This is a genomic window from Microcoleus sp. PH2017_34_RAT_O_A, from assembly GCF_020737885.1.
Taxonomy (GTDB): domain Bacteria; phylum Cyanobacteriota; class Cyanobacteriia; order Cyanobacteriales; family Microcoleaceae; genus Microcoleus.
Genome location: NZ_JAEQDD010000041.1, coordinates 1 through 26,143 on the forward strand (window position 1 = coordinate 1; position 26,143 = coordinate 26,143).

At 45.8% G+C, this 26,143-nt stretch carries 27 protein-coding genes; 11 read left to right on the forward strand and 16 right to left on the reverse strand.

Annotated elements, in window-relative coordinates:
- Window positions 1-160 precede the first annotated feature (160 nt).
- The gene (locus JGK11_RS15350; protein WP_325314809.1) at window positions 161-907 is read left to right on the forward strand and encodes a transposase; all 747 of its coding nucleotides are present in this window, start codon (window positions 161-163) and stop codon (window positions 905-907) included.
- 42 nt (window positions 908-949) lie between these two features.
- Here JGK11_RS15350 and JGK11_RS15355 read toward each other — a convergent pair whose 3' ends face one another.
- Window positions 950-1,681: a DUF4058 family protein gene (locus JGK11_RS15355; RefSeq protein WP_293205740.1), complete on the reverse strand. Its 732-nt coding sequence runs from the start codon at window positions 1,679-1,681 to the stop codon at window positions 950-952.
- Between the two features lie 72 nt (window positions 1,682-1,753).
- Between JGK11_RS15355 and bchM the strand changes: the two genes are divergently transcribed.
- Together bchM and JGK11_RS15365 are read left to right on the forward strand one after the other, a co-directional pair.
- Window positions 1,754-2,440, forward strand: a complete 687-nt coding sequence (gene bchM / locus JGK11_RS15360; RefSeq protein ID WP_293176766.1) for a magnesium protoporphyrin IX methyltransferase — start codon at window positions 1,754-1,756, stop codon at window positions 2,438-2,440.
- Window positions 2,441-2,693: 253 nt separating this feature from the next.
- On the forward strand, window positions 2,694-3,086 hold the full coding sequence (locus tag JGK11_RS15365; protein WP_293205738.1) for a DUF423 domain-containing protein: 393 nt from the start codon (window positions 2,694-2,696) through the stop codon (window positions 3,084-3,086).
- A 104-nt stretch (window positions 3,087-3,190) separates the two neighbouring features.
- Here JGK11_RS15365 and JGK11_RS15370 read toward each other — a convergent pair whose 3' ends face one another.
- The gene (locus JGK11_RS15370; protein ID WP_293205734.1) at window positions 3,191-4,285 is read right to left on the reverse strand and encodes a hypothetical protein; all 1,095 of its coding nucleotides are present in this window, start codon (window positions 4,283-4,285) and stop codon (window positions 3,191-3,193) included.
- A 538-nt stretch (window positions 4,286-4,823) separates the two neighbouring features.
- On the opposite strand from JGK11_RS15370, the gene JGK11_RS15375 reads away from it, so the two are divergent.
- The gene (locus JGK11_RS15375) at window positions 4,824-5,057 is read left to right on the forward strand and encodes a hypothetical protein (RefSeq protein ID WP_293212216.1); all 234 of its coding nucleotides are present in this window, start codon (window positions 4,824-4,826) and stop codon (window positions 5,055-5,057) included.
- A gap of 47 nt (window positions 5,058-5,104) precedes the next feature.
- Window positions 5,105-6,538 (forward strand): phosphoglucomutase/phosphomannomutase family protein, encoded by a 1,434-nt coding sequence (locus JGK11_RS15380; RefSeq protein ID WP_293176776.1) that lies wholly within the window; start codon window positions 5,105-5,107, stop codon window positions 6,536-6,538.
- 288 nt (window positions 6,539-6,826) lie between these two features.
- On the opposite strand, the gene JGK11_RS15385 is transcribed toward JGK11_RS15380, so the two are convergent.
- Entirely contained in the window at window positions 6,827-7,297 is a 471-nt protein-coding gene (locus JGK11_RS15385; RefSeq protein ID WP_293176780.1) for a hypothetical protein, read from the reverse strand.
- A 180-nt stretch (window positions 7,298-7,477) separates the two neighbouring features.
- Between JGK11_RS15385 and JGK11_RS15390 the strand changes: the two genes are divergently transcribed.
- A complete protein-coding gene (locus tag JGK11_RS15390; protein ID WP_193974409.1) occupies window positions 7,478-7,690 on the forward strand; it encodes a helix-turn-helix transcriptional regulator in 213 nt (70 codons plus the stop codon).
- 58 nt (window positions 7,691-7,748) lie between these two features.
- On the opposite strand, the gene JGK11_RS15395 is transcribed toward JGK11_RS15390, so the two are convergent.
- A complete protein-coding gene (locus tag JGK11_RS15395; protein WP_293144835.1) occupies window positions 7,749-7,967 on the reverse strand; it encodes a type II toxin-antitoxin system HicB family antitoxin in 219 nt (72 codons plus the stop codon).
- Between the two features lie 62 nt (window positions 7,968-8,029).
- Entirely contained in the window at window positions 8,030-8,500 is a 471-nt protein-coding gene (locus JGK11_RS15400; RefSeq protein WP_293176782.1) for a hypothetical protein, read from the reverse strand.
- Between the two features lie 200 nt (window positions 8,501-8,700).
- Here JGK11_RS15400 and JGK11_RS15405 point away from each other — a divergent pair, with 200 nt between their 5' ends.
- Window positions 8,701-8,895 (forward strand): hypothetical protein, encoded by a 195-nt coding sequence (locus tag JGK11_RS15405; RefSeq protein ID WP_236506337.1) that lies wholly within the window; start codon window positions 8,701-8,703, stop codon window positions 8,893-8,895.
- Window positions 8,896-8,942: 47 nt separating this feature from the next.
- Here JGK11_RS15405 and JGK11_RS15410 read toward each other — a convergent pair whose 3' ends face one another.
- The 6 genes from JGK11_RS15410 to psaA all read right to left on the reverse strand — a co-directional run bounded on the left by JGK11_RS15410 (window position 8,943) and on the right by psaA (window position 16,321).
- Window positions 8,943-9,479: a hypothetical protein gene (locus JGK11_RS15410; protein WP_293176786.1), complete on the reverse strand. Its 537-nt coding sequence runs from the start codon at window positions 9,477-9,479 to the stop codon at window positions 8,943-8,945.
- A 2-nt stretch (window positions 9,480-9,481) separates the two neighbouring features.
- Window positions 9,482-10,837 (reverse strand): AAA family ATPase, encoded by a 1,356-nt coding sequence (locus tag JGK11_RS15415; protein ID WP_293212217.1) that lies wholly within the window; start codon window positions 10,835-10,837, stop codon window positions 9,482-9,484.
- A gap of 63 nt (window positions 10,838-10,900) precedes the next feature.
- Complete coding sequence (locus tag JGK11_RS15420; RefSeq protein ID WP_293212219.1) at window positions 10,901-11,107, reverse strand: hypothetical protein; 207 nt, start codon at window positions 11,105-11,107, stop codon at window positions 10,901-10,903.
- Window positions 11,104-11,448 carry a hypothetical protein gene (locus JGK11_RS15425; RefSeq protein ID WP_293212221.1) on the reverse strand — a complete coding sequence of 115 codons (345 nt, stop codon included), beginning with the start codon at window positions 11,446-11,448 and terminating at the stop codon, window positions 11,104-11,106. The genes JGK11_RS15420 and JGK11_RS15425 overlap by 4 nt, the downstream gene beginning before the upstream one ends.
- 241 nt (window positions 11,449-11,689) lie before the next feature.
- On the reverse strand, window positions 11,690-13,918 hold the full coding sequence (gene psaB / locus JGK11_RS15430; RefSeq protein ID WP_293176793.1) for a photosystem I core protein PsaB: 2,229 nt from the start codon (window positions 13,916-13,918) through the stop codon (window positions 11,690-11,692).
- A gap of 108 nt (window positions 13,919-14,026) precedes the next feature.
- Window positions 14,027-16,321: a photosystem I core protein PsaA gene (psaA, locus tag JGK11_RS15435; protein ID WP_293176795.1), complete on the reverse strand. Its 2,295-nt coding sequence runs from the start codon at window positions 16,319-16,321 to the stop codon at window positions 14,027-14,029.
- Window positions 16,322-16,959: 638 nt separating this feature from the next.
- On the opposite strand from psaA, the gene JGK11_RS15440 reads away from it, so the two are divergent.
- The 3 genes from JGK11_RS15440 to JGK11_RS15450 all read left to right on the forward strand — a co-directional run bounded on the left by JGK11_RS15440 (window position 16,960) and on the right by JGK11_RS15450 (window position 21,175).
- A complete protein-coding gene (locus JGK11_RS15440; RefSeq protein WP_293212222.1) occupies window positions 16,960-18,657 on the forward strand; it encodes a hypothetical protein in 1,698 nt (565 codons plus the stop codon).
- 101 nt (window positions 18,658-18,758) lie between these two features.
- Window positions 18,759-19,727 (forward strand): arsenosugar biosynthesis arsenite methyltransferase ArsM, encoded by a 969-nt coding sequence (gene arsM / locus JGK11_RS15445; RefSeq protein WP_293212223.1) that lies wholly within the window; start codon window positions 18,759-18,761, stop codon window positions 19,725-19,727.
- A 290-nt stretch (window positions 19,728-20,017) separates the two neighbouring features.
- Window positions 20,018-21,175: a DNA cytosine methyltransferase gene (locus JGK11_RS15450; RefSeq protein ID WP_293176801.1), complete on the forward strand. Its 1,158-nt coding sequence runs from the start codon at window positions 20,018-20,020 to the stop codon at window positions 21,173-21,175.
- Here JGK11_RS15450 and JGK11_RS15455 read toward each other — a convergent pair.
- Both JGK11_RS15455 and JGK11_RS15460 read right to left on the reverse strand, forming a co-directional pair.
- Window positions 21,138-21,887 carry a hypothetical protein gene (locus JGK11_RS15455; protein WP_293196641.1) on the reverse strand — a complete coding sequence of 250 codons (750 nt, stop codon included), beginning with the start codon at window positions 21,885-21,887 and terminating at the stop codon, window positions 21,138-21,140. The two genes, JGK11_RS15450 and JGK11_RS15455, sit on opposite strands and share 38 nt — an antisense overlap.
- Window positions 21,865-22,116, reverse strand: coding sequence for a helix-turn-helix transcriptional regulator (locus JGK11_RS15460; RefSeq protein ID WP_293176859.1), 252 nt, complete (start codon window positions 22,114-22,116; stop codon window positions 21,865-21,867). Before JGK11_RS15460 ends, JGK11_RS15455 begins: the two co-directional genes overlap by 23 nt.
- A 212-nt stretch (window positions 22,117-22,328) precedes the next feature.
- Between JGK11_RS15460 and JGK11_RS15465 the strand changes: the two genes are divergently transcribed.
- Window positions 22,329-23,969, forward strand: coding sequence for a thioredoxin-like domain-containing protein (locus tag JGK11_RS15465; RefSeq protein WP_293176805.1), 1,641 nt, complete (start codon window positions 22,329-22,331; stop codon window positions 23,967-23,969).
- A 176-nt stretch (window positions 23,970-24,145) separates the two neighbouring features.
- Here JGK11_RS15465 and JGK11_RS15470 read toward each other — a convergent pair whose 3' ends face one another.
- The 3 genes from JGK11_RS15470 to JGK11_RS15480 all read right to left on the reverse strand — a co-directional run bounded on the left by JGK11_RS15470 (window position 24,146) and on the right by JGK11_RS15480 (window position 25,969).
- Window positions 24,146-24,919 carry a polysaccharide deacetylase family protein gene (locus tag JGK11_RS15470; protein WP_293212225.1) on the reverse strand — a complete coding sequence of 258 codons (774 nt, stop codon included), beginning with the start codon at window positions 24,917-24,919 and terminating at the stop codon, window positions 24,146-24,148.
- Between the two features lie 310 nt (window positions 24,920-25,229).
- A complete protein-coding gene (locus JGK11_RS15475; protein ID WP_293176837.1) occupies window positions 25,230-25,418 on the reverse strand; it encodes an NfeD family protein in 189 nt (62 codons plus the stop codon).
- A 155-nt stretch (window positions 25,419-25,573) separates the two neighbouring features.
- On the reverse strand, window positions 25,574-25,969 hold the full coding sequence (locus JGK11_RS15480) for an NfeD family protein (protein ID WP_293190056.1): 396 nt from the start codon (window positions 25,967-25,969) through the stop codon (window positions 25,574-25,576).
- Window positions 25,970-26,143 lie beyond the last annotated feature (174 nt).

Here is a 26,143-nt window from a genome sequence, read left to right on the forward strand (position 1 = left end):
CCACACAATATGATATTTGCAAGAGTAGACAATGTTCTTGTTTGACTTGTATTTAATACTCATACTATAGTTATACAGCTTGATGCTGTATATGGTGCTGATTCTTTATTAAGCTTTGTTAAATACAGAAGGCGGTTGAAACCGCTACCGACTTATCCCCATGTCTAAAGCCAGGGGCTTGCGTCTCGCTCTTTGGTCAGTCAGCGTCCAGGTCAATACTGACGGTAAAAAAGTTTTAGGTATCGATCATGGTATCGATAATTGGTTAACCTGTGTCAGCAATGCGAACACAAGCTTTATTGTTGACGGAAAACATTTGAAGTCTCTAAATCAGTGGTATAACAAGCGAGTAGCTGCATTGATGGGTGGAAAGCCTAATGGCTTTTGGTCGCATCAATTAGCACGATTAACTGAAAAGCGCAATCGTCAAATGCGTGATGCGGTAAATAAAGCGGCCAAAACAGTTATCAATCACTGCCGAGAAAACCAAATTGGTACTGTTGTTTTTGGCTGGAATAAGGGTCAAAAAAATGGCGTAAATATGGGAGTAAAAATTAATCAGAAATTCGTACAAATTCCTACTGGTAGATTGAAAACTAGAATCTCTCAGCTCTGCGAAAAGTATGGAATTCGATTTACAGAAACAGAGGAAAGCTACACATCAAAAGCTTCATTCGTTGACAATGACTTCCTGCCTACAATCGGTGCAAAACCCGATGGGTGGAAAGAGTCGGGTAGACGAATTAAGCGTGGATTGTATCGAACTGGTTTACAAAACTGGTGTATTAACGCCGACTGCAATGGTGCAGCCAACATTATGCGAAAAGTAGCGACAATGCTAGGTTTTGACCTTAGCGGAGTTGGTAGAGGTGTCTTGACAGCGCCATTAAGGATTGCCATTTGGTAGTGTCTTAAGAATCCCCGTGCGTTCACGCCGGGGAGTGTCAAACTAAGCGCTGCTAACAGAAATTCGGTGTTCTCGGCAAGTTCGATCGTAAATATGATTTAATTCCACAGCCAAGCAAATCTCACCCCGCAGCCATAGCGGTACAACTGGAAGCGTGGAACCCACAGCTAAGTTTTCCTGCCAAATATCTAGGCATTGGTTGCCGTCTCGCTCGATCGGGCGATAAGCTATAGCATAGAGATCGGCGTCGAAGGGCGAAGCAATTCCTCCCACTAGACGGGCTAACAATTCATTGTGAAGATTTGCCTTCGTAACCGTCACAACATCAACTATTACCAACCCAATTCCCTGTCCCAAATACGTCTCGCACTTTGACACAAAAGCACAGCGATGACTAGAACGATCTTTGTTGGCAGGACTTACTAATTCAATTGCACCTGCTAAAACCGGGCCACCTTCTGTGTTAAAAATATTGACTTGCACAGATTCTGCCACAGGTAAAAAAGGCACGCTTTGTGCTGGGGGCGACATCCAATTGTTTGGTAAATCTCTTGGCAAATTAATTACCGTCTCTGGACAATCAAAGTCCGGTAGAGGTTCCTCAAAAGCTGCTACATCAATTTCAATTTCAAACTGCACGTTGGATTCTGCAAAATAACCTTCGGGTAATTTGGCATTCAAGTCAGATGCAATATAAGTCGCCCAAGCATTGTGAAAGGCGTGCCAGTGACGGCGCGCTGACAGCGGCGGGCGGAAATGATCTTGTAGCACCATATTTTTTTAAGTTAGGGCTAATTAAAATTATAATGTCTAATCGTTGGCAATAACTCAGCAGCAGGCGGAAAGATGAATTTGGTAAATGACAAGGATATTGTCAAACAGTATTTTAACTCGACGGGCTTCGATCGCTGGCAGCGAATTTACGGCGACGGCAAAGTCAATAAAGTGCAGCTAGACATCCGCACCGGGCACCAGAAAACGGTGGATACAGTGCTTAGCTGGCTGCAAGCTGACGGCAATTTGCGCGGGCTTAGTGTCTGCGATGCCGGCTGTGGTGTTGGATCTCTCAGCATTCCTCTGGCTGAGGCTGGGGCAATTGTTTGTGCTAGCGATATCTCTGAAAAGATGGTAGCAGAGGCTTATGATCGATCGACAGCCGTTCCCGGCAAGATGTACAACATCTCTTTCGCCGCCCAGGATTTGGAAGCTTTAACCGGCAAATTTCACACGGTTATTTGTTTGGACGTGCTGATCCACTATCCTCAAAGTAAGGCTGCGGAAATGATCGCTCACCTAAGTTCGATCGCCCAATCGCGACTAATTCTCAGTTTTGCCCCCAAAACCTTAGCACTTACCGCGCTCAAAAAATTTGGCGAACTTTTCCCCGGCCCGAGCAAAACTACCCGCGCTTACCAGCACCGCGAAGCTGATATTATCAAAATCCTAGAAAGCAACGGTTTTGTTGTTAAAAGAACAGCCATGAATAGCACTAGCTTTTACTATTCGCGCTTGCTGGAAGCTGTACGCAAATAAACTAGAAATATCTGCAAAAAGCTGATTTATCATAAATAGGGTGTGCAGTACGTAGTTGCGCTTGGGCGCTCTTTCATGAAAGAGCGCCCAAGCGCAACTACGTACCTAGAGGAGCGATCCATATTCTGGGATTCATTGATAGGGAAACCGCAGATAAACGCAGATGATTTCAATATAGTTTGTGAATGAATGCAACTCAAGTCTATTTATGTTCACCAATTACCAATTACCAATTGCCCATTAAAAAAATATTATGTCAACCCTAATCCTAACGCGCATTTTCATAGCAGCCGCAGCCGTATTCGGAGGTTTGTCGGTTGCGGGCGGGGCTTTTGCCTCCCACGCTTTGAAAAATCAATTGACCGATCGAGCTTTAGGCATTTTTGAGACCGGCGCCCGCTATCAAATGTACCACGCCCTGGCTTTATTACTCGTCGCTTTATTATTAAGCCGCGGCCCAGAGTCTGAAACCTTTTTTGCAGTGGCTGGATGGGCTTTTATTGTCGGCACGATAGTCTTTTCAGGTAGTTTGTACGCCCTGAGTTTGACTGACATCAAATGGCTGGGTGCAATTACGCCTGTGGGCGGAGTTGCTTTTATTGTCGGTTGGGGCTGTTTGGCTGTTGCAGCTTTGACTTTCAAGTAACGAGTTGATCGATTTTGAGGCAATTACCAATTACCGATTCCCCATTACCGATTCCCCATTACCGATTCTCAATTCCAAATTCCCGATTCCCGATTCCCGATTCCCTAATTGTCAAAGACATCGCTGGAAAACATATCTGTCACAGTCCGCAAGTAAGGTAAAAATACCATAACATCGGCAGCCGGGAGGCGATCGGATATTTCCCAAAACAAAATTAGCAGCATATCCTGCACTAATTCCCAACTTACATGAAGTCTCGGGTACAGCATCACGCAGATTGGAAACAATTCTTGCTGTACCGGGCGAATACTTTCTTCCAAAACGCACCAGCACAAATAACTTTGAAAAATCTCGACATCCCGAATGCCAGAAATTTTGACCTGCGGATCGGTCAAATAACCGCTGCTGCTGCGGTATCCTGGATGCTGGGAACTAGCCCGAGCGTACACTGCACTAGCAATCTGAGTTGTCTGCTGCAACAAATGCTGAACGGCTAAGAGAGCTTTTGAATTCGGGGTATGATCCGCCGCAGCATCGTTAATCTCTCCGTGGGGAATGTGCAGATAGTCATCTATAACTTTTAAGTAGGGTGCAAATTCCGATCGCTCTGACTCCGAAAGGCATCCTAACAAGATTTTGCTAGTGTATTGAAACTCCAACGTCACAAATCCCAGCACTAACGGATCTGTGTCTGAGTATTTCCGTCTTACTTGGACAATATCTTTTCCCACCAGCACTGACAAGCGGAAAACAGGTTCCCTATCGCCGTAAGCGTCTATTGCTTTCCGATATAAGCTGCGAGTGTCGGCGACAATTTCTTCTTGATTAATTAAGCTAGGATCGATCGCGTGTCGCTCTATTTGTTCCCCTAAAACAGTCTCTACTTTATTCCAAGCTATCTGGCTGGCAACTTTCAGAGTATCTGTCAATTTGTCAACTATTTTGGCTCGATTGCCATCAAAATTGCTTAAATCTCGGCTCTCGGAGATTTGCTGATGTGTTTGGTTTTCTCGTCCCGCTACTGTACTGTAATATTTTTTTGCCCAGCTAACTGCCAAGGAAGAAATGCTAACTCCTTTAGCCCCTGGGATCTTGTGAATGTCCGATTCCGTAATAGCCTGTGACGCAAAACTGTCGTCCTGTTGCAGTTCGTCGCCCACCGATAAAAACTTTGAAGATAGTTGTGAAATACCAGCCATGAGAAACCTCGTTGTTTTATAAAGCCGTACCCGATCGATTCCCCTAATTTTTAAAGTTACTAAATATAATCTTCTGCATTTATACCCTGACAGTCATCCGCCATTGTGCTTAAAACTATGAGCCATTTGGCTGCACTGCATCCATCCTATATAACTTGCACGTTAATAACGCTATTTATTGTGCGCTCGATCACAGTCACTATGCGATCGTAACCGATTTTTTTTCTTTACCTGTAAAGACGGCAAAAATAAATTCAATTTGTTTTAAAAGCTCAGAATTAAACTCTAGTCTGCCTTGAAAAAACTGCTCTTTGAGATATTTTATCTTTGTTTTGTCGCTTATGTCGATCGCCCTACGTTCTCAAAGAATCTAGGCTACATCACGATCGAGCGGTGACTTTGATTGATTTATTTTTTTATGTGAAGCCCAAAAAATTTGTCTGACATTCGTTAGGAAACCTTAACACATTCAACGAGCGGCATTTATAAATAAATTATTAAATTTGAGATAACAATCAGATTTATTTGATTTTCGTTAATGCCATTGTCAGCGCGGTTTCTTGCGCTCAGTTTTTTTAGATTCCCGATCGCCCAACCACCATTCAAAACCGGAATCTCGATCGACTCACCCGATCGTCCCCACACTCTACAAACTCTGGCTAGTTGCAGTCCTCTGCCGGAAGAGGTACCTTCGCCCTACAACGATAGGAGTGGGTTTCAATGCCTCACGGGCGATCGATCGTTACAAACAGCACGGCCAGTACATCTTTAAGGCTATGCCTTCGGGTAGGATTAGGAGGACGAGAGGAAGTGGATAAAATGAGCGCCAGCAATTCAACAGAAGAAATCAAGTTCGGAACCGATGGGTGGCGGGGACTGATTGCCCATGACTTTACTTTTGCCAACGTGCGAAAAGTCACCCGGGCGATCGCCAGCTACCTCGAAACCGCTTACACCAAAGACCGTCCAGTGCTAGTATCCTACGATACCCGCTTTCTGGCAGACGAGTTCGCCCGCACATCGGCGGAAGTCTTGGCAGATTTGGGATGGACGGTGATGGTAGTCGATCGAGATTGTCCGACACCAGTTATCGCCTACAGCGCCAAGCATCTCAACTCCGCAGGAGCCCTGATGTTCACGGCTTCGCACAATCCCGCACCTTACTGCGGCATCAAATACATCCCCGACTACGCAGGGCCGGCAACCCCGGAAATTACGGATACCATTGTGGCAAATATTACTGGTGCTTCCGATGCCCCAGCCATAGGCAGCCACAACGATAAAATCTCCACTTTTGACCCGAAACCCGAATATCTGAAGTTTCTATATACTTTAATCGATGTGGAGCGGATTCGCTCTGCTAAGTTGAAGGTGAAGTACGACGCTCTTTATTCGACTTCTCGCGGCTATCTCGACGGTGTTTTGGAACACTGCGGCTGCGATGTGGAAAGTTTTCACACCTACCGCGATGTGCTGTTTGGGGGCGGAATGCCTGAACCCAAGGGCGAACAGTTAGTCGAGTTAGTGGAAGCTGTTAAGAAGGATTCAGCCGATTTAGGTTTGGCTACGGATGGCGATAGCGATCGCTTTGGGATTGTTGACGAGTTGGGTAATGTCTTGACTCCGAATACCGTGTTGTTGCTGTTGGCGCGTCACTTGGTTAAGAATAAAGGCTTGACTGGGGCGATCGTCCGTACCGTCGCAACTACCCACTTGCTAGATAACATGGCCGCCAAATACGGTTTAACAATCTACGAAACCGCAGTCGGCTTTAAATACATCGGCGAAAAAATGCGGGAAACAGCCGTGCTCATCGGTGGCGAAGAGTCTGGCGGTTTGAGCGTTTTGGGTCACATCCCCGAAAAAGACGGGATTTTGGCTGATATGCTAGTTGCTGAGGCGATCGCCTACGAAGGCAAACCGCTATCTCAGCTAGTAGAAGAAGCCATCAAAGAAGCCGACGGCCCCCTGTACAACAAACGCTTGGACTTACACCTAGAAGAAGCGCACAAAGCAGCCGTTTTGGACTCTTTTACCAAGAATCCACCCACGGAAATAGCGGGTATTGGCGTTAAGGAAATCGGCCGCAAAGACGGGATTAAACTGTATCTTGAAGACGGCGGTTGGGTATTGCTGCGGCCTTCGGGAACGGAACCTTTGATGCGCGTTTACATGGAAACCAACTCTGTGGAAAAAGAAACCAAAGTTGCCGAGTACATGGAAAAGGTAATTGCCAAGTTAGAACCTGCTTAAGTTTCAATTTATCCTAATGCGGGGTTTTTCTCCTAAGCTTTGAGATTGTAGGGTGCGCGCCGCGCACCTTACGTATTTTTGATAGATCTTGCCAAGCTTATGAACATTATATATCTGGTATTACTTCGTTTCCAATTACTTAAATTATCTGCGTCGCATCTGTGTTTATCCGTCTGACATCTGCGGTTTCTGTACCAATCAAAGACTTATGCAATCGGTATATTAATCATCAATACTTGTCCGCCACCATTGACAAACAAATCAAAATTATCAGTATTCGATCGCACTTTAAAATCTTTCCATCAAATCTTTTTCTTGGGAATAAACATCTCGTAGCTGTTGCAGCCCTGAAGCAGAAATCACCGATTTAAGTTTAGCTACCAACATTCCCCACTCCAGCAAGCTGTCAACTGACACAGCCTCTTTGAACTTGTGCGTATAGAATTTAGTCCAAAATCCCGGTGCTAGCTTGCTTTTCCAGCGTTTGTACCATCTGCCAAAATCTTGAGGGGAAGGCGGATTGACTCGTAAGATTGGGGGAAAATCGGCGTAGCTGACAAACCGGCTGATGCCTTTGGCGTGGACATACACCATGTAGCGGCAGCATTCGATCCGGTAAATGTCGTCTGTTGAGATGTTGAACAGCAGTGCTACTGTGTCTTCTGTGACGAATCTCGCCAGCGGATGCAGGATTGGAGATTTGTGAATTATCTTGGATTCTGCGATCGTCCGCGATTTTGCCGGAGTTTCTGATATCATGGCTAGTATACCTCTGGATATGGTTAGTAGACTTCTGGATATGGCAAATGCGCTTTTGATAGAAAGAAATAATCTGTCTAGATTGAGTTTTTAAGACGATCGCCCTTTAGTTTTCGAGGCCGGGGGGCGATCGCTCTTTACATATACAATTATACGACGCAATTGCATCAACTGTCAAGCATGGGTTTAGTCAGGCTAAAAATTCGGGAACTAGCTGCTGAGAAGGGCTGGACGCTTAAGGAAGTATCCGATCGTTCTGGGGTAATTTATAGCACCGTCAGAAGCTATGCTCGTCGTCCTGAAATGGCAATGGTTGACTTTACTTGCCTGCGGAGGTTAGCTCGAACTTTTGATGTGATGATTGAGGATTTGGTCGAGGTTTTGGAGGAATAGGGCGGCTTTTTAGATATCTAATATTCAACGACAGCAGATTTTCGGCTTGGGATTCTACTCAGGCAATTTGAAGAATGCTAGGTTCCGGGATGGGCGAACCTTCTTCCTGCCAAGCTTCTAGATACATTTCGATCACTTCTTCGCCATGTCGGATAGCTGCTTCGCGGGTTTCACCGTGTGTACAGGGCATAATCACGCGATCGGCAAATTCTGGAATCGTCACTAAGAAAAGTTGATCTTCGTCAGACCATTGGACGATCGTACTGTATCGATTCATCGCCATTTATTTTAATTTTTCCTTTCCTCATTCTCGCAGTTCTTCGTCGGTCGATCGCATATTCAAAAATTTTCCCGCCAATATTTTTCGTATACATAAGCATCTCGCAGTTGCTGCAATGCTATTGCTGAAAACAGGGATTTCACTACAGCTACCAAGAGACCCCATGCAAGCTGTTTATCCGCAGTAATAGCGTTTTTGAATTGATGGGTGTAAAACTGTGTCCAAAAATTAGGTGCTTTTTTGCCTTTCCAGCGTTTGTACCATCTGCCAAAGTCTGGAAGTTTCGGCAATTCTACTCCTAAAATTGGTGGAAAATCAGCATAGCTGACAAACCGGCTGATGCCTTTGGCGTGGACGTAGACCATGTAGCGACAGCATTCGATGCGGTAAATCTGGTCTGTTGAGATATTGAACAGCAGTGCAACTGTTTCTTCGGTGACAAATCTTGCCAAGGGGTGAAGGACTGGGGACTTGTGGAGAATTTTTGAGCAGGCGAGGGTGCTTGATTTTAGCTGGAATGCTGCTATCATGATGGATAACTTAGACAGTTGATACCTGTCTAGATAAGTTTTAAAGGCGATCGCCGCTAAGTTGTCAAGACCGGGGGCGATCGCCTTTTTGTATTTTTTACACTATAGCATGATTAACTATGATTAGTCAAACATTATCATACTTAATCTGACTTAGGATGCTAACATCAAGAAAAGTTATTAATAGTTGATTATTCTTCGTGGCAAAAACTAATACGGCGATCGCGGTCAGTTCCGTGATTAAGGAAGTCATTCAAAAACAAGCCCAAGCGACCAGACTCACCCAGAAGGAAGTCGTGTACTTGGGAATGCTGGCAATTGATGCACTCGACAAGGAAAGTCGCCAAGAGTTGGCGGACAAGGTGCATCAGATGCAAGTTAATGGTGAGATTTGAGGGGTTCAGAGCGATCAAACTTCTCAAAACTTCAAGAACTGGCGAGCTTAGCTTTTTGATTGCTTGTATGCTCTTAGCCAATTTAAGCCCCGCTTAGCACCTAGTTTTTTCTGCATATCTTCCAGAGAACTGTAAACACGCCGATCGCGGATCAGCTTTGCGTATCCATCTTTAACTCCAGGGATTGAGGTAAGGTCAGATTTTGGATTGTTAATAAAATCCAAGAAATCTGTAATATCTTGAGGCTCAACAACCCTTTCATTCAACTTTGACTGCAAAAGTGCTTGTTCAATAGCCTTTTCTGCTTCTGGTTGTTTAGCTGCAATTAGAAATACCCAAATTCGCTCAAGCTCTGCTTCAACTGCTGCTTCATAGATTGGTAGCCCAGTTAGCAAGTGGTATTTGTCTTCCTCATCAGTAATACAAACGATTGGCAGGGCCAAGTTAAATTCCCACACCTTTAAGCTTTCGGAAACTTTTTTTAAATCAGACTTTGAAATTCCAGATTTTTCTTGAGAAACCTTTATCTGATTTAAAACAACAAGGCTAGGCTGACTCTCAATACCCGTATAAAATTTGACCATTTCTACATTCCTACTGAACTTTCAATCTGATTTATTCTTGTCATTATCTGTTGGGTTAATGCTGAGAATTGCGTTGCAACTTCGGCTGCTCCTTTATTATGTTCAGCAAACAAAGAGATAGGCTGACGTACTTGAGATGCTTGACCAACAGCAGCAGCTCTCTTTATTTCTTGCAGAATCGTGAGTCCCTGAAATCTTTGCTGTACTGACTGCTTAATTGTAGTATGGATTTTCACATTTTTTTCTGTCATCATTGGTACAATTCCCAGAATTACTCCCCGCTTTCCCATTTCCTCTTGAACTTCTTTAGCTCGGCTAATTGGGGTTCTGATGCCATAGACTGAAAGATATTCCATCTGGGATGGGATAACCACATATTGAGCTGCATAGAGTCCATTGCTAGTGATCGTAGTAGCGCTTGGCGGTGTGTCTATAAGTACATAATCATAATCATTAGCTATACCGGATTGTTGCAAAGCCTTATTTAATCGCTTTTCACGAATACCGATTAAGTTGGCGAGAGCAGAATCTTTGGTTTTATAGCTACTGGGTAAAACATCAATTTTCCCAGAACAGCCTGTTTTACTAAAAACTTTATTAATAGGGGAACTCTTGATATATTCTTTGTACTTAAAACTTGGGGTGTCATAGTCTTTCAAAAACTCTATAACTTCTTTTCTATCCAGAAAAGAATCCAAAACTGTGTCAAATTCTGCTAAGGTAGAAGCTTTGTCAAACTCATCAGCTTTGTTGACCCCCAAGGATAGGCTAGCATGGGCTTGATCGTCTAAGTCAATAACTAAAACTCTGTTACCTAATTTTGCCAGCTCATAGGCAATGTTGACAACCAAAGTAGTTTTACCAACCCCGCCCTTGGATGTATGAATTGCAATTGTACGCATTTTAACTATATCCAAAAAAAATCTAACGAAATTTGCTACTGGTTGAACTTGTTCTGGGTTTTCTATATTGTGCTTACACTTTAGTGTCGCACTCCCTTGTGTATATTCGTAAATTTCCACCGAAAATGGGTCAATCAGTATCCCAAATCTTGTATTAGAGTATTTCAGATACGTTTCTAACTGAATGAGAGCTGCCGCATCAAGTCTAGTTTTAGCTGTCTTAATTTCAACCAGAAAGTTAATATACCGACTCAAGTCTTCTACTAAGAAATCAACCTCTTTTTGAGTCCAAACTATCCGACTATTGGCAGTCAGCCTAGGTACTTTAACCTTAAACTCTGGAATCCAGTGAGAATAACTACTCTTGCGAGGCAAACCCGCCATCTCCAGCATTGTCTGAACCAGATGCAGAGACACATAAGCCTCATTATTCCAGTCAGAAGACAGTTGAACCATGTTGAAAACTCAGGCTTTTCTCTATTATTACCCAAAATGAGGTTTAGAGGATCGATCGCACTTTTATTCCTGCTTGACAGACTCAGCCAACCGCTTCGCATTCTCCCGCCGATGAACATTAATCGGACTATTGCGAATATCAGCTTCTACCATTGCAATTAGTTCATCTAGTGTTTGAGTCCAAGCTTCCAGCATTCGGTTGCTGTCTCGAAGCATGGCGACAGTGTTCTTAACTTTTTCCGGTTCGGGAAGTTGTCTTTGCTCACTCATAGTATGTTCCAATCCCTTTTAGCTTCTTCAACACTTGCCAATGACGCATCAAGCGCTACTTGTCCTTGCTCAATGCTGCGATACAGTAAATCCAGCATAGCAGAGGAGGCGATCGGCTGATCCTCAGCAATCCGCAGTAACAATGTGTATAAACGAGAGTAAGGCTCTCTGAGCCGTTCTGCGGCGTTTTGAAGCTGATCTAAAACCGTAGCAGTTGCTTCGATCTCGCCATACTGCTCAAAGATGGCAAATTCTGCTGATTTGGCTTCGTCAATTCCTGCTAAAAGTCGCTGTTGCAAATTCAAGATATTAGCAATTGTTTCCTGGGCTAACTTCGCCATAAAAAAATACTCTTCACTCTCAACATTTAACAAACATATAGCAACCGCCAGGATGGTTAGGACGTTTTTGAATATAGTCGTGGGGTGGGGGCAGGTTTCGATCTTTTGTCAATCGGTGTCAAAGATTTTGGCGAACCTGCCCCTACTATACTAACGGTCTTGGCGGTTCCTATATCAAAAAAAAATCCCCCGCCCGAAGGCAGGGGATTTAATTTAATTACCTAGAAACCAGAGTTCAGAGTTATCCGAATTTCCCGGCCGTCGAGGCAATTACAAAGGCTGCGTAAGTGAAGACGTTGCCCACAGTAAAGTGAACTAAGCCAACCAAACGACCTTGGACGATCGACAAAGCAACAGGCTTGTCTTTCCAGCGAACCAAGTTGGCCAAAGGAGTGCGCTCGTGAGCCCAAACCAAGGTTTCGATCAACTCTTGCCAGTAACCTCTCCAAGAGATCAGGAACATGAAACCAGTTGCCCAAACTAGGTGTCCGAATAAGAATATCCAGGCCCAGACTGACAGGTTGTTAGTACCATACGGGTTGTAACCGTTGATCAACTGAGAAGAATACAGCCAGAGGTAATCGCGGAACCAGCCCATCAGGTAGGTAGAAGACTCATTGAACTGAGCGACGTTACCTTGCCAGATGCCTAGGTGCTTCCAGTGCCAGTAGAACGTTACCCAAGCTAGGGTGTTCAACATCCAGAAGACAGACAAGTACATCGCGTCCCAAGCAGAGACATCGCAGGTACCGCCACGGCCGGGGCCGTCGCAAGGGAAAGCATAACCGAAGTCTTTTTTGTCCGGCATCAGCTTAGAACCGCGTGCATCCAGAGCGCCCTTGACCAAAATCAAGGTGGTGGTGTGCAAGCCAAGTGCGATCGCATGGTGAACCAAGAAATCGCCAGGTCCGATCGCCAAGAACAGAGAATTTGTACTACTGTTGATTCCTTCCAACCAGCCTGGGAGCCATACGTTGCCGTAGTTTGGCCAAGCAGTCGCCGCAATGCTGTCTGGGTTAGAAAGTAGCACGTCCATGCCGTACAGAGCCTTCCCGTGAGCAGCTTGGATGAACTGTGCGAACACTGGTTCAATCAAGATTTGCTTTTCAGGAGTTCCGAAAGCGACTACAACGTCGTTGTGAACATACAAGCCGAGAGTGTGGAAGCCCAAGAACAGCGACACCCAGCTCAAGTGAGAGATAATCGCTTCTTTGTGCTGCAACACGCGATCGAGCACGTTGCCTTTATTAGCTTCAGGATCGTAGTCCCGCACCAAGAAGATAGCTCCGTGGGCGAAAGCACCGACCATGATGAAACCAGCAATGTACTGGTGGTGCGTGTACAACGCAGCCATTGTCGTATGATCCTGCGCTATGAAAGCGTAAGGAGGCATCGCGTACATATGCTGAGCGACCAAGGAGGTGATTACACCTAAAGCAGCGAGGTGAAATGCCAGTTGGAAGTGCAGCGAGTTGTTGTAGGTTTCGTAAAGGCCTTGGTGAGGCAGGTTGAACTGACCTTCACTCTTACCGCCTACCAAACCAGCTTTTGAATCCAACATCTCTTTGATGCTGTGACCGATACCGAAGTTAGTCCGGTACATATGACCGGCAACGATAAACAGAACTGCGATCGCCAAATGGTGATGAGCAATGTCTGTGAGCCACAGGGATTCTGTTTGAGGGTGGAAGCCGCCCAAGAAAGTCAGAATTGCAGTTCCAGCGCCTTCGGCAGTACCGAATACGTGGCTTGCTGCATCTGGGTTCTCGGCGTATACGCCCCAGTTACCAGTGAAGAACGGAGCCAAACCAGCCGGGTGAGGAGGGGTAGACAGGAAGTTTTCCCAACCTACGTGCTGTCCGCGAGATTCGGGGATAGCAACGTGAACCATGTGACCAGTCCAAGCCAAAGAGCTGACACCGAACAAACCAGCCAAGTGGTGGTTGAGGCGAGATTCAGCATTCTTGAACCAAGACAAGCTCGGGCGGTACTTCGGCTGGAGGTGCAACCAACCTGCGAACAGCATGACAGAAGCCAACAGTAGCAAGAAGATAGCTCCTTGATACAAGTCGCCATTTGTCCGAACCCCTTGGGTGTACCACCAGTGGTAAACACCAGAGTAGGAGATGTCCACTGGGTTAGAAGCGCCCGCTTGAGTGAAAGCTTCTACTGCTGGAGCACCGAATTGAGGGTCCCAAATCGCGTGAGCGATCGGGCGGACGTTTAGAGGGTCTTTAATCCACTGTTCAAAGTTACCTTGCCATGCTACGTGGAACAGGCTGCCCGAAGTCCACAAGAAAATGATTGCTAGGTGGCCGAAGTGAGAAGCAAAAATCTTTTGGTAAAGATTTTCTTCGGTCATGCCATCGTGGCTTTCAAAGTCGTGCGCTGTGGCAATCCCGTACCAGATCCGCCGTGTGGTCGGGTCTTGGGCAAGGTCTTGGCTAAATTTTGGAAATTTCGTTGCCATAAGCCTTGATTAATCCTGAATCCTGAACGTTGAAGAGGTTCGGTTCCGAGGTTTGGATTCTGGGTTTGAGATTGCTCCCAAATCCTGAATCCAAAACCTAAAGGTAGTTTACCCTACCGAGATGATTCGCGCTAGGAAAAATGCCCACGTAGTGACAATTCCTCCCAGGAGGTAGTGAGCTACACCCACTGCCCGACCTTGAGTAATGCTCAGAGCGCGAGGCTGAATCGAAGGAGCTACCTTGAGCTTGTTGTGAGCCCAAACAATGGACTCAATCAGTTCTTGCCAGTAGCCGCGGCCGCTGAACAGGAACATCAAGCTAAAGGCGAACACGAAGTGTCCTGCTAGGAACATCAGACCGTAGGCCGACAGTGCCGAACCGTAGGACTGAATTACTTGAGAAGCTTGCGCCCACAAGAAGTCCCGCAGCCAGCCGTTAATCGTGATCGCACTTTGTGCGAAGTTGCCGCCGGTGATGTGAGAAATTGTGCCGTCTGGCGATACTGTTCCCCACACGTCCGACTGCATTTTCCAGCTAAAGTGGAAAATCACGATCGAGATGCAGTTGTACATCCAGAACAAGCCGAGGAACACGTGATCCCAACCAGAAACTTGGCAGGTACCGCCACGGCCTGGGCCGTCGCAAGGGAACCGGAAGCCTAAGCTGCCTTTGTCAGGAACCAAGCGAGAACTGCGTGCGAACAACACGCCTTTCAAAAGAATCAGAACTGTAACGTGAATGGTGAAAGCGTGGATGTGGTGGATCATGAAATCCGCCGTACCCAACTCGATCGGCATCATCGCTATTTTGCCACCGACTGCTACTGCACCGCCGCCAAAAGCGTGGCTGACGATTTCCATAGCATTAGGCGCTGTGTTACCTGGTGCCAAAGCGTGGATATTTTGTACCCATTGGGCAAATATCGGACGCAATTGGATACCGGTATCTGAGAACAAATCTTGAGGACGACCGAAAGCTCGCATTGTATCGTTGTGAACGTACAAACCGAAGCTGTGGAAGCCTAAGAATATGCAAACCCAGTTAAGGTGAGAGATGATTGCATCTCTATGGCGGAGTACGCGGTCGAGCAAGTTATTAACGTGCTGAGCCGGATTGTAATCCCGCACCATGAAAATTGCTGCGTGAGCTGCTGCTCCAACAATCAGGAATCCGCCAATCCACATGTGGTGGGTGAACAGGGATAGCTGAGTTGGGTAGTCAGTCGCGATGTACGGATACGGAGGCATCGCGTACATATGGTGAGCCACGAGGATGCTGATAGAGCCCATCCAGGCCAAGTTCCACGACAGTTGGGCGTGCCAAGACTGCGTGAAGATTTCGTACATCCCCTTGTGGCCTTCGCCAGTGAAGGGGCCTTTGTGAGCTTCCAAAACTTCTTTGAAGCTGTGGCCAATGCCCCAGTTAGTACGGTAGAAGTGTCCGGCGATGATGAACAACACTGCCAACGCTAAGTGATGGTGTGCTGTATCGCTCAGCCACAAACCGCCTGTGGTGGGGTTCAGACCACCTTTGAAAGTCAGGAAGTCGCTGTAGGCGCCCCAGTTGAGGGTGAAGAAGGGCGTTAAACCTTGAGCAAAGCTGGGGTAGATGTCAGCCATCAAGGCTGAGTTGAAAAGCCACTCGTGTGGCAGTGGGATATCGGCAACTGTTTTAATCAGTTTGCCACCTACTGTCAACGGTGAGCCTGCATCGATCGCGTCCATGCAAGCGTTGATCGGCAGAGCAACGTGAATTTGTTGTCCTGCAAAGCCCAAGCATCCGCAGCCTAGCAAACCTGCCAAGTGGTGGTTCATCATCGATTCTACGTTCTGAAACCATTCCAGTTTCGGAGCGCGGACGTGATAGTGGAACCAACCGGCAAATAGCATCAGGGCTGCCATTACCAAGGCGCCGATCGCAGTGCAATATAGCTGGTATGAGTTAGTGATGCCGTTGGCGCGCCACAGTTGGAACAAACCAGAGGTGATCTGAATCCCGTGAAAGCCGCCGCCTACATCTGCATTTAAAATTTCTTGACCAAAAATCGGCCAAACCACTTGAGCGCTGGGCTTGATGGCTGTAGGATCTGTCAGCCAAGCTTCGTAGTTGGAGAATTTAGCGCCGTGGAAATATGCGCCGCTCAACCATACGAAAATTACTGCCAAGTGGCCGAAGTGAGCGCTAAAGATTTTGCGCGAAACGTCTTCTAAATCACTTGTATGACTGTCGAAGTCGTGAGCGTTAGCGTGGAGGTTCCAAATCCAAGTGGTGGTTTTTGGCCCCTTAGCTAGAGTGCGATCGAAATGACCTGGTTTTGACCACTTCTCGAAGGAAGTTGGAACCGGATCTTTATCGACTACTACTCTAACTTTTACCTCTCGCTCTGGAGGACTAATGGTCATGAAGACTCTCCTCTCGATAAGACAAGGAACGAGAACTGAATACTGTATCTGACACTCCCCACGCTTAATTAGGCGGGGGATTCTCGGTTCCCCGAAACAGCTTGCACTTCGCTCTTTCCAGAGTTACACGCAGGTCGATCGTCTCCCCAAGCATTTTGCTTCTTTGTAAAGAAGCCAGTTCCCCAGTGTCGCTAACAATGTCCCTGGGTACTGCCAACTCTTCTCGCCAGAGCTGCCGATCGCCTCCTTGATTCAGGTTTGATGCGGCTGCTCCTTTTGAGGGAGTTTTATGAATTATAAGCCTGCTAGAGAAGTATTAATCGCTTGTTAACAATACTTAAAAAAGCCTCAATTCTTGATGCAATTACCCCCTTTAATTTCCACAGTCCCTCAAAAAAGTCAAGGGGTATTGCCATTAAGTTTACAAAACTCAAAGATAAAGCAATTGAGGAATACTCATTTATAGAGAGATGTTTAAGAAAATGGCTGGGGCAGTTATTAGTGGGATCGGATTGGTTGCCGGCACAGCCTGAATCCGCGACACAGGGGGCCCTGAATTGCCGATCGGCAATTCGGCAATACTAAATTCAGTTTTGGGCTATAGTTCCCTATGAGAAGGCTTCTAGGAGTATAGTTGCGTGATTGGCATCAATTGGCAGAGAACGGTTGCAGGCAGGCTGCTGGCATTGTTTGCAGCAGCAGTATTGATTTTGGGTGTAGCAAGTTGTGGCGCGGGCCATCCCTCCATGCCCAAATCAGGAAACAAGAGCGGCTCAGCTACCGCCGAGGTAAACAGAATCTCAGAGGTTTCTCCCCCAGAAGCCATTCAACAACTGCGTCAGGCTCTAGAAATTTACCAGCCTCAAATAAGTATTTTGAATCCAAAACCTGACGAAGTGCTTCAGGATATAAATGTGTCTGTTAAGTTCCAAGTCAAGGACTTCCCCATTTTCAAAGAAGCAAACTTGGGTTTGGGGCCCCACCTGCAAGTTTTATTAGACAACCAACCTTATGCAGCAGTTTACGACATCAACCAAACTTTAACGCTCTCCAACTTAGAACCCGGAACCCATACCCTGCGGGTGTTCGCAGCTCGACCTTGGGAAGAAAGCTTTAAAAACGAAGGTGCTTTGGCCCAAACCACCTTTCACATTTTTACCAAAACAGAGGACAACAAGCCCGATCGCACATTGCCCCTACTAACGTACAACAGCCCGCAAGGCAGCTACGGGGCAGAACCAATCCTGCTCGATTTTTACTTGACAAATGCGCCTTTGCACCAAGTGGCTCAAGCAAATTCCCAAGATGACATACTCGATTGGAAAATTCGAGCCACAGTGAACGGGGAAAGTTTCGCGATCGACCAGTTGCAACCTATATATCTTAAAGGATTCAAACCCGGGAAAAACTGGGTGCAGCTAGAATTAATCGACGAACAGGGAAATACCGTCAAAAACGCCTTTAATAATACAGTCAGACTGATAGATTACCAACCCCAGGGGCAAGATACTTTTTCTAAATTAGTGCGGGGCGAGATCACAGTAGCAGAAACTCGCGGTATAGTCGATCGCAGCTACCAAGTACCAACCCCAACCCCGACACCCGAACCGACACCCGAACCGACACCCGAACCAACACCCGAACCGACACCGACACCTGCATTAGAAAAAACACCAGTAGCCGAACCCTCACCAGCGGTTCCAGAAACCCCAGCTACCGAGCCGAGCTTAGAGCCAAAAGTTGCTCCCGTTCAAACAATAGAACCGACACCAACAGCAACCCCCCAACTCGAAGCACCAAAACTTGTAGAACCAGTTCAAGTCATAGAACCGACACCGACACCGACAGCAACCCCACAGCTAGAAACCCCCAAAGTTGTGGAACCAGTTCAAGTCATAGAACCCAAACCCATAGCAACTCCACAGTTAGAAACCCCCAAAGTTGTTGTACCCGTTAAAATAATAGAGCCGAAACCAACACCATCTCCCCAAACACAGAAACAGGAATACAAAGGATACTACAATCGGTTTCGCAACTTTTTGAATCAAGTTACCGAACCTGCCAATCCTTCAGTACCCCCAACCCTGCCAGAAATAACAGACAAAGCTCCTGTACCTAAAGTAGTCGCTCCTGCGATACCAGAAGCATCTCCCAATCTGGTAGCACCAGCGCCCTCGGTTGCCGCTCCCAAAAGCACCGAATTAGCAGTTCCCGAAACAACAGTTTCAGAACCAGAAAACACACCAAAATCAGAACAAAAAGCAGTTCCCGAAACAACAGTTTCAGAACCAGAAAACACACCAAAATCAGAACAAAAAGTCGAATTTGAAACCTAAAAAATATTTCTGAATTCATCTGCGTACCCTTCGGGAAGGCTTCGCCTACATCAGCCTAAATTCGCCTACATCTGCGGTCAAAAAACACAGGAAAATTGAAAATGACCTATCTCGAAACAGCAGCCAAATTTTATAGCGACGTTGCCGAAACTCCCCAAATTGGACTGTGCTGCGTCCAAAGCAGTCCCTTGCAACTCCCAGGATTAAAAATTCCCGAACAAATGCAAGAAATGAACTACGGCTGCGGCACCACCGTTCACGCCGCCGAACTTGTCGGAAATCCAGTCGTGCTTTATGTCGGCGTCGGCGGCGGATTGGAAGCACTGCAATTTGCTTATTTTTCTAGGCACAATGGATCGGTTATTGCCGTCGATCCGGTTGCAGCAATGCGAGAAGCGGCTGCACGCAACTTGCAAATTGCCGCCCACGAAAATGATTGGTTTGACGAGAGTTTTGTGGAAATTATAGAAGGCGATGCTTTTGCGTTGCCGGTACCGGATGCTTCTGTAGATGTTGTCGCACAAAATTGCTTGTTTAATATCTTTGAACCTGCGGATTTAGCTAAGGCATTAAAAGAGACTTATCGGGTGTTGAAGCCAGGGGGCAGGTTGTTGATGAGCGATCCGATCGCAACTCGCGCAATTCCGCAGCATTTGAAAGACGATCAGCGCTTGCGGGCCTTGTGTTTGTCGGGTGCTCTGACATACGCAGAATACGTTCAACACCTTGTAGACGTGGGCTTTGGGCAAGTCGAAGTCCGGGCGCGCCGTCCTTACCGGCTGCTGGACAAACACAATTACAAATTGGATGCGGATCTGTTGTTAGAAAGCCTCGATACAGTGTCCTTTAAAGTGGACATTCCCCCGGATGGCGCTTGCATTTTCACGGGCAAGACGGCGATTTATGCGGGGTCTGAAGAGCTGTTTGATGACGGGGCTGGTCACATTTTGCAGCGGGGAGTTCCGGCGGCGGTGTGCGATAAAACGGCTGGGAAGTTGGGGGGATTGATGCCGGATCAGGTGTTGATTACTGATTCGACTTGGCATTATAACGGCGGCGGTTGCTGTTAAATTTATTTCGGAATGGGGAGGTAGCGTTCACCGCAGAGATATAGCGGTTATCAAAAAAGTGAGGTATGCCCACGGAGGCCACGGAGGCCACGGAACCCACGGAGGCCTATCCCCATGAGTACCTCATCTTTTTGAGAAAGGCTATAGCTGCCTCTTTCAAATCTTTATGGTGTATGGGTTATTTGGGAAAATAATTGCAGGGAAAAGCAAGCATAAAATTTAGGAGAAGCAAGAGACGCCAATTGCTGAAGTTGGTTGACAAGCAAGTCCTAATACTATAGTATTCGAGTATGACATATAAGACTATTGACTTATTTTCTGGTGCGGGTGGCTTGACTACAGGATTTCACCTAGCTGGTTTTGAATCTTTATGTGCGATCGAGGTGGATGCTAAAGCCCTAGCGACCTATAAGCACAATTACCCAAACACCAAAATTGTTCATCAGGATATACGCGAGGTCAATCCTTTGGATTTGCGATTATGTTTGGGTTTGCAGAGGGAGGAACTAACAGTGTTGATAGGTGGCCCCCCATGCCAAGGATTTTCAAGAAATATTCCTGCTGACTATCGATATCTTAGCGACTCTCGCAATCAGTTATATCGGACATTTTTAGAATTCGTACAAGAATTTAGACCCATTTACGTTGTTATGGAGAACGTACCTGAAATCTTGAAAGCTTACGGTGGTGTAGTTAAGAATGAAATTATACAACAACTTGAATTGCAAGGTTATAAAGTAACTTATGGATCGCTAAACTCCGCGCATTATGGAGTACCGCAGACCAGATCAAGGGCTTTTTTCGTGGCTAGTTTAGATAAACCACTTCAATTTCCTGAACCTACACACGCTGGCGAGATTAGAAGCGATTACAGAGCTACGAAATCTTGTTACCAACTGAGTCTCCTAAAATCAAACATTTCTTCAGTCGTCACAGTTAGAGATGCGATTGGAGATTTGCCGTCATTGAATGCAGGAGAGGAATATAATGCTGAAGTTTATCCTTTGCCACCCCAAACTGCGTACCAAGCAATGATACGTAATGGAAGTACGAAACTTTTCAATCACGTTGCTCGTGCTTTGAGTCCCATTCAAATGTCAAGAGCGCGTCTTCTTAGTGAAGGGCAAGATGCTAGAGACTTGCCACCTGAATTAGCCCCTAAAAAGCACTATAGCGGTGCATATGGAAGGCTTTACTGGGATAAACCAGCAAGAACTATCACAAGGTGGGTTTTCCATCCAGGATCTGGCAGGTTTTTTCATCCAACCCAAAATCGGACAATTACAATCCGTGAAGCTGCAAGATTGCACTCTTACCCAGATAACTTTCACTTTCTGGGAACGTACACTGATATGGCTTCTCAAATTGGAGAATCAGTACCCCCACTTCTAGGCAAAGTAATAGCTGCATCTATTCTCGAAGTTCACCGTCAAAAGACTGTGTACTGAGTTGATCTTGCAAAGCTGAGAGCACAGTCTGCACATATCGATCAAGTGTAAGACGAGTTCGCTCAACCCTGATGTGAACGGCTTCTGGAGAGATGGTTCTAGCTCTGAAAAGTTGCTTTTGATTCTTGTACCAAACTAACTCTGGCTTACCTGCAATACTGCCTTGTAGCCCTGCTCCTGATTTTCCAGTAACTCTATCAACTGTCCAAGCCCAAGAAAAAGCATTTGGGTCAAGTGGATTAAGAGAGAATTCACAGTAAATATATTCATATCCTCTAATGGTTTTCAGCAATATGCCTTCATAGCTATTGATAATGCTCTGTGCTGCCTGACTCGATATAATTTTCTCGTTCCAATGCTGAACAATAGCTGCTCCTAGTTCAGCAGGTGAGGATTGTTCAGTCAAACCAGGAAAACCAAGTTGGGTAGCCTTTTTGATAACATCTGCTCTCTGAATGACAAACCAAAATGTATTGACAACCGTAAGACTATTCAGTTGAAGAGACTTGAGTGACCAACCAGTTGCAGTCGTGGTGTCAACAGCATCATAGAGGAGTTTGCTACGTCCTAATGCTGGATCTGATAAAGGAATATCCTTGACATAATGAAAAATTGCTTCCCAAGTATAATCCTCTATCGAGCCGATAACTGGAGATGCAATGGTAGTAATAATGGCTTGCCTCAATCTTTCAATTTCGTTTTCTGTCAGCACTCAAGAGTTCCTCTACGGCTCGTAAAAATTCACCCATTGTTATGTCCAGAGCATTTGTAATGTGACTAAGAACCCTCACAGATGGACTTTTCAGCCCTCGCTCAAGCTGGCTGATATAGGTTCTGTGCAGACCTGTGACTTCTGCCAGATATTCCTGTGACCAACGTTTCTCTATGCGACGACGTTGTATTTCTAGTCCTAAAGTTTGGTCTAGTTGGCTAGGTTGCATAGAGAAAGATAGTAAGGTTTTGAATACCAAAGTTCTACAGACTAAAGTATTCAATGCTGCAATATGAACACTGAACTCTCCCCCCTCCTATGCCACAGCCATCTTGCCTATGCCGAAAAGCCCAGATTTAACCAGCTTTTCCCCATCCTCCCAAACTTCTCGCTAAATTAAAGAAGTGTAAAACTTACTCAGCCCGCACCAAGGAGATATCCATGCCTCGCGTCAGAGCACCAGAATTCCCCGTAAAGTACCCCTGGTTGAACACCGAAAAACCTTTATCCATTGCATCCTTAAAAGGGCGCGTCGTCATCCTCGACTTCTGGACTTACTGCTGTATCAACTGCTTGCACGTCCTCCCAGACTTAAAATATCTGGAACAAAAATATAAAGATTCCCTGACGATAATCGGGGTTCACTCGGCTAAATTTGAAAACGAAAAAGATGTAGAAAACATCCGCCAAGCTATCCTCCGCTACGATATCGAACATCCCGTAATCGTAGACAGCGGTATGAAAGTTTGGCAAAGCTACGCGGTTCGCGCTTGGCCGACTTTAATGGTGATCGATCCAGAAAGTTATGTCGTCGGCTTTGTTTCGGGCGAAGGCAATAGAGAAGCACTAGATCAGTTAGTTGGCAAGTTAATTGCTGAATACAAAGATAAAAATGCGATCGCCTTTCAAGAACTTCGCTTCAGTTTAGAAAAACAGCGCAAACCTGTGTCAACACCGCTGGCTTTTCCTGGTAAAGTGCTGGCATTTGCGATCGCGCCAACGGAGGCAAAACAGCTTCACCAACATGAGGCGCTGTTGGGCGAAATGACTGAGGACAGTCAATCTGTAGATGAAACTGTACTGCCCGGGCCTGCTAATTCAGTTATCCAAAACTTGGTCGGTTCTTGCTTGTTTATTGCCGATTCGGGACACAATCGAATTGTTGTCAGCAGTACCGAGGGTGAGATACTGCACGTCATTGGTACTGGGAAACCGGGTTTGACTGATGGCAACTTTGAAGAAGCTGAGTTTTTTGCACCTCAAGGTATGGCTTTTGATGCAGAAACTCAAATTCTCTATGTTGCTGATACGGAAAATCACGCTATCAGAACGATCGACTTTACGACTCAAAGGGTGCAAACTGTTGCTGGTACTGGCGAACAAAGTCACGAAATTGCTCCCCGCAGCGGCAAGGCTTTAGAGACGCCATTGAATTCGCCTTGGGATTTAGAAAGAGTTGGCGATCGACTTTTTATCGCCATGGCGGGTTCGCACCAAATTTGGGAGATGCAGTTAGATACTGGTACGATCGCCACTTACGCAGGTATTGGTCGAGAATCCTGTGTTGACGGTAGTCTGGCGGAATCTGCTTTTTCTCAGCCCAGCGGCCTGTCTACGGATCGATCGGAGTTGTTTGTCGCTGACAGCGAAATTAGTTCGATCCGCGCCGTCGGTATCGATGAAGACCCGAAGGTACGCACTGTCTGCGGTAGCGGTGAATTGTTTGGTTTTGGGGATAAAGATGGTCGCGGTGAGGAGGTGAGGTTGCAGCACTGTTTGGGTGTTGAATACGCTCAAAATTACCTCTGGGTTGCTGATACTTACAATCACAAAATTAAGCGAATCGACCACCGGGGCGGTACTTGCATGACGATGATTGGAGATGGTAAAGCTGGTTTGGTAGATGCTAAAGGTCTCAAAGCTCGATTTTTTGAACCTTCAGGCTTGAGCGCTATCGGGTCTCATTTGTTTGTTGCTGATACGAACAATCACGTGATTCGGCGAATTGAGTTGGATACTTTGGAGGTCACAACTTTGGATTTTCACAGTTTGTGTGCGCCGGATGTTTGTCTCCCTGATTGATCCGAAATGTTGATAATAGACCTCTTGCAAAAAAAATCACGGAGTTACAATTAAAGGTTTTGAGTTTTAGACCTGAGAGCTAACTCATAATTGTAAAGTGCTGATCTAACCTGCAATCTGCTCCACTTAAGCCAAACCCTTCATTATAGCATAAAATTATTTTGCAAGAGGTCTAATTATTTCAACAACTCAGAAACAGTTTTAAATTGATAACCTTTTGACTGCAAAGACTTGACAATTATCTCAGTTGCTAATACGGTTTTCGAGCGATCGCCTCCGCCGTCGTGCATCACCACAATCGAACCCGATCGCACATTGTTAATCACCTGATTTGCGATATCCTCTACCGTGTGAGTTTTCTCATAATCTTGAGAATCCACATCCCACATAATCAGTTTTTTGTGCATTTGGGCAAGTAAATAAGATAAAACTACAAATCTCCGTCCCCAAGGTGGCCGAAAACTAATACTATTTTGCTTAACGCCCAATTCCTGCAAAAGTTTGTCCGTTTTTTCAATCTCAGACAGCAAATATTCCCGGGGTTTAAACATCATATCCTTATGAGAGTAGGAATGGTTTGCCAACTCATCGCCCCTCGCCACAATCATTTTGACGATTTCGGGATGTTTCTCTATATTGCGGCCGATTTCATAAAAAGTTGCTTTAACTCGATAGCGGTCTAAGATATCTAAAAGTTGATTTGTATAGGGAGGATAGGGGCCGTCGTCGTAGGTAAGCGCCACCACTTTCTCTTGAGTATCGGCGCGGTTGATGCCAAAATAATTGTGGAATTTAGTAACGTTAATCAGTAGCGATGCTGCAAAAAACAATGCTATTGTGAACAGCAGAAACTTTTGTAAATTTTTACCGATCCGCATAGCTGGATGAAAGCTCGATCGAGCATGAAAGTGGATTGATGTCAGATTACCACAATTTATGGCTGATGCCATAAGATCGATCGCCCTTGTCAACTCTGCAAAAAATAAGTACGTAGCTGCGCTTGGGCGCTCTTTATATATCAAAGAGCGCCCAAGCGCAACAACGTACCTTTATTTAATGTGACAGTTGCGTCTTGGACTGCATAAGATCGGCATTGTCAACTCTGCAAAAAAATGCCGGCAATAGTGCCGACATATACCTGTTGTTGAGGTTCAACGCTAGAAGATGGAAGAGAATACGGGTCAAAAGTTCGATCGCGCTTTTGAAGAGATTTGAAGAGAGATCCGCCTAGGCGGCAGCGCGATCGCAAATTCCCGCATTTCAAGCTATACCCTCCACCAATAAAGTAATCTTGTCAATTCCTACCACATAAACCAGTTCCCCGGGTTTAAAAGTTATGCCTTTATCGCACTTAGCGGGCCACCAACTACATTGAAAGCGGACGCGGCCGCATTCACCCGGTCGAATTTCTTCTGCAACGATTGCTTCTTCAAAATAGTCAAAAAACATGATTGCTACTCCTAAAAATTGGTTGGAATTGTTTTGAAGGCGAACAGTTTCCGAGGTATTTACCAATTAATAAACCATTCATCAATCTCCCAATCCCCAAATCCTCCAATCTAAAATCTAAAATCCAAAATCTAAAATCGGAAGATGCTTTGCAATTACCCTTCAACAATCAGAGTCACATTGTCAATGGCGATGACTCGAACCGCTTCTCCGGGTTTAAAAGTAATTTCTTGGTCAGATGTTGCAGGCCACCAACTGCTTTGGAAACGGACGCGACCAGATTCTCCCGGACGAATTTCTTCTTCGACGATCGCTTTTTGGTCTGGGGCGATATCTTTTGGCGCTAGATGAGTATGGACTGTTTCTGCATCGCCGACAGCGGGTTTTTCCTCACCGACCGCCGTCTCTTCTGCTACATCGGTGCTGGACTTTTCCGCACCGGAGACGGCTGATTTTGCTTGATTAACACTGCCCACTTTTTCCTCATCAGCGAAGGCTAAGATTCCTTCTTCTTCAATAAAGCTTGCTTCTTCGACATAGTTAGTAGACATGGTGGATGGCTCCTGAAGATAGGTTATGTTTGACTTTTGGATGCGAAAAGCTCGCGCTTTTTAAGTTTGATTAAATGGTCAGATTTCTTATCCCAACAATTGCAAGCGGGAAGTTAAATTCTGCCTTCTACAAACCGATACAAATCCTCAACTTGAGTCTGGCAGATCCCTGAT

Bases quoted from the DNA above. Each gene is read 5' to 3' on its own strand.
- bchM (WP_293176766.1), top strand. From the start codon at position 1,754: ATGAATTTGGTAAATGACAAGGATATTGTCAAACAGTATTTTAACTCG.
- JGK11_RS15380 (WP_293176776.1), top strand. From the start codon at position 5,105: ATGAGCGCCAGCAATTCAACAGAAGAAATCAAGTTCGGAACCGATGGG.
- JGK11_RS15470 (WP_293212225.1), bottom strand. From the start codon at position 24,919: ATGGCATCAGCCATAAATTGTGGTAATCTGACATCAATCCACTTTCAT.
- JGK11_RS15450 (WP_293176801.1), top strand. From the start codon at position 20,018: ATGACATATAAGACTATTGACTTATTTTCTGGTGCGGGTGGCTTGACT.
- JGK11_RS15420 (WP_293212219.1), bottom strand. From the start codon at position 11,107: ATGAGTGAGCAAAGACAACTTCCCGAACCGGAAAAAGTTAAGAACACT.
- JGK11_RS15390 (WP_193974409.1), top strand. From the start codon at position 7,478: ATGGGTTTAGTCAGGCTAAAAATTCGGGAACTAGCTGCTGAGAAGGGC.
- psaA (WP_293176795.1), bottom strand. From the start codon at position 16,321: ATGACCATTAGTCCTCCAGAGCGAGAGGTAAAAGTTAGAGTAGTAGTC.
- JGK11_RS15475 (WP_293176837.1), bottom strand. From the start codon at position 25,418: ATGTTTTTTGACTATTTTGAAGAAGCAATCGTTGCAGAAGAAATTCGA.
- JGK11_RS15465 (WP_293176805.1), top strand. From the start codon at position 22,329: ATGCCTCGCGTCAGAGCACCAGAATTCCCCGTAAAGTACCCCTGGTTG.
- JGK11_RS15370 (WP_293205734.1), bottom strand. From the start codon at position 4,285: ATGGCTGGTATTTCACAACTATCTTCAAAGTTTTTATCGGTGGGCGAC.
- JGK11_RS15460 (WP_293176859.1), bottom strand. From the start codon at position 22,116: ATGCAACCTAGCCAACTAGACCAAACTTTAGGACTAGAAATACAACGT.
- JGK11_RS15350 (WP_325314809.1), top strand. From the start codon at position 161: ATGTCTAAAGCCAGGGGCTTGCGTCTCGCTCTTTGGTCAGTCAGCGTC.
- JGK11_RS15415 (WP_293212217.1), bottom strand. From the start codon at position 10,837: ATGGTTCAACTGTCTTCTGACTGGAATAATGAGGCTTATGTGTCTCTG.
- JGK11_RS15395 (WP_293144835.1), bottom strand. From the start codon at position 7,967: ATGAATCGATACAGTACGATCGTCCAATGGTCTGACGAAGATCAACTT.
- JGK11_RS15425 (WP_293212221.1), bottom strand. From the start codon at position 11,448: ATGGCGAAGTTAGCCCAGGAAACAATTGCTAATATCTTGAATTTGCAA.
- JGK11_RS15400 (WP_293176782.1), bottom strand. From the start codon at position 8,500: ATGATAGCAGCATTCCAGCTAAAATCAAGCACCCTCGCCTGCTCAAAA.
- JGK11_RS15480 (WP_293190056.1), bottom strand. From the start codon at position 25,969: ATGTCTACTAACTATGTCGAAGAAGCAAGCTTTATTGAAGAAGAAGGA.
- JGK11_RS15365 (WP_293205738.1), top strand. From the start codon at position 2,694: ATGTCAACCCTAATCCTAACGCGCATTTTCATAGCAGCCGCAGCCGTA.
- JGK11_RS15385 (WP_293176780.1), bottom strand. From the start codon at position 7,297: ATGATATCAGAAACTCCGGCAAAATCGCGGACGATCGCAGAATCCAAG.
- JGK11_RS15375 (WP_293212216.1), top strand. From the start codon at position 4,824: ATGCCATTGTCAGCGCGGTTTCTTGCGCTCAGTTTTTTTAGATTCCCG.
- JGK11_RS15410 (WP_293176786.1), bottom strand. From the start codon at position 9,479: ATGGTCAAATTTTATACGGGTATTGAGAGTCAGCCTAGCCTTGTTGTT.
- arsM (WP_293212223.1), top strand. From the start codon at position 18,759: ATGACCTATCTCGAAACAGCAGCCAAATTTTATAGCGACGTTGCCGAA.
- JGK11_RS15355 (WP_293205740.1), bottom strand. From the start codon at position 1,681: ATGGTGCTACAAGATCATTTCCGCCCGCCGCTGTCAGCGCGCCGTCAC.
- psaB (WP_293176793.1), bottom strand. From the start codon at position 13,918: ATGGCAACGAAATTTCCAAAATTTAGCCAAGACCTTGCCCAAGACCCG.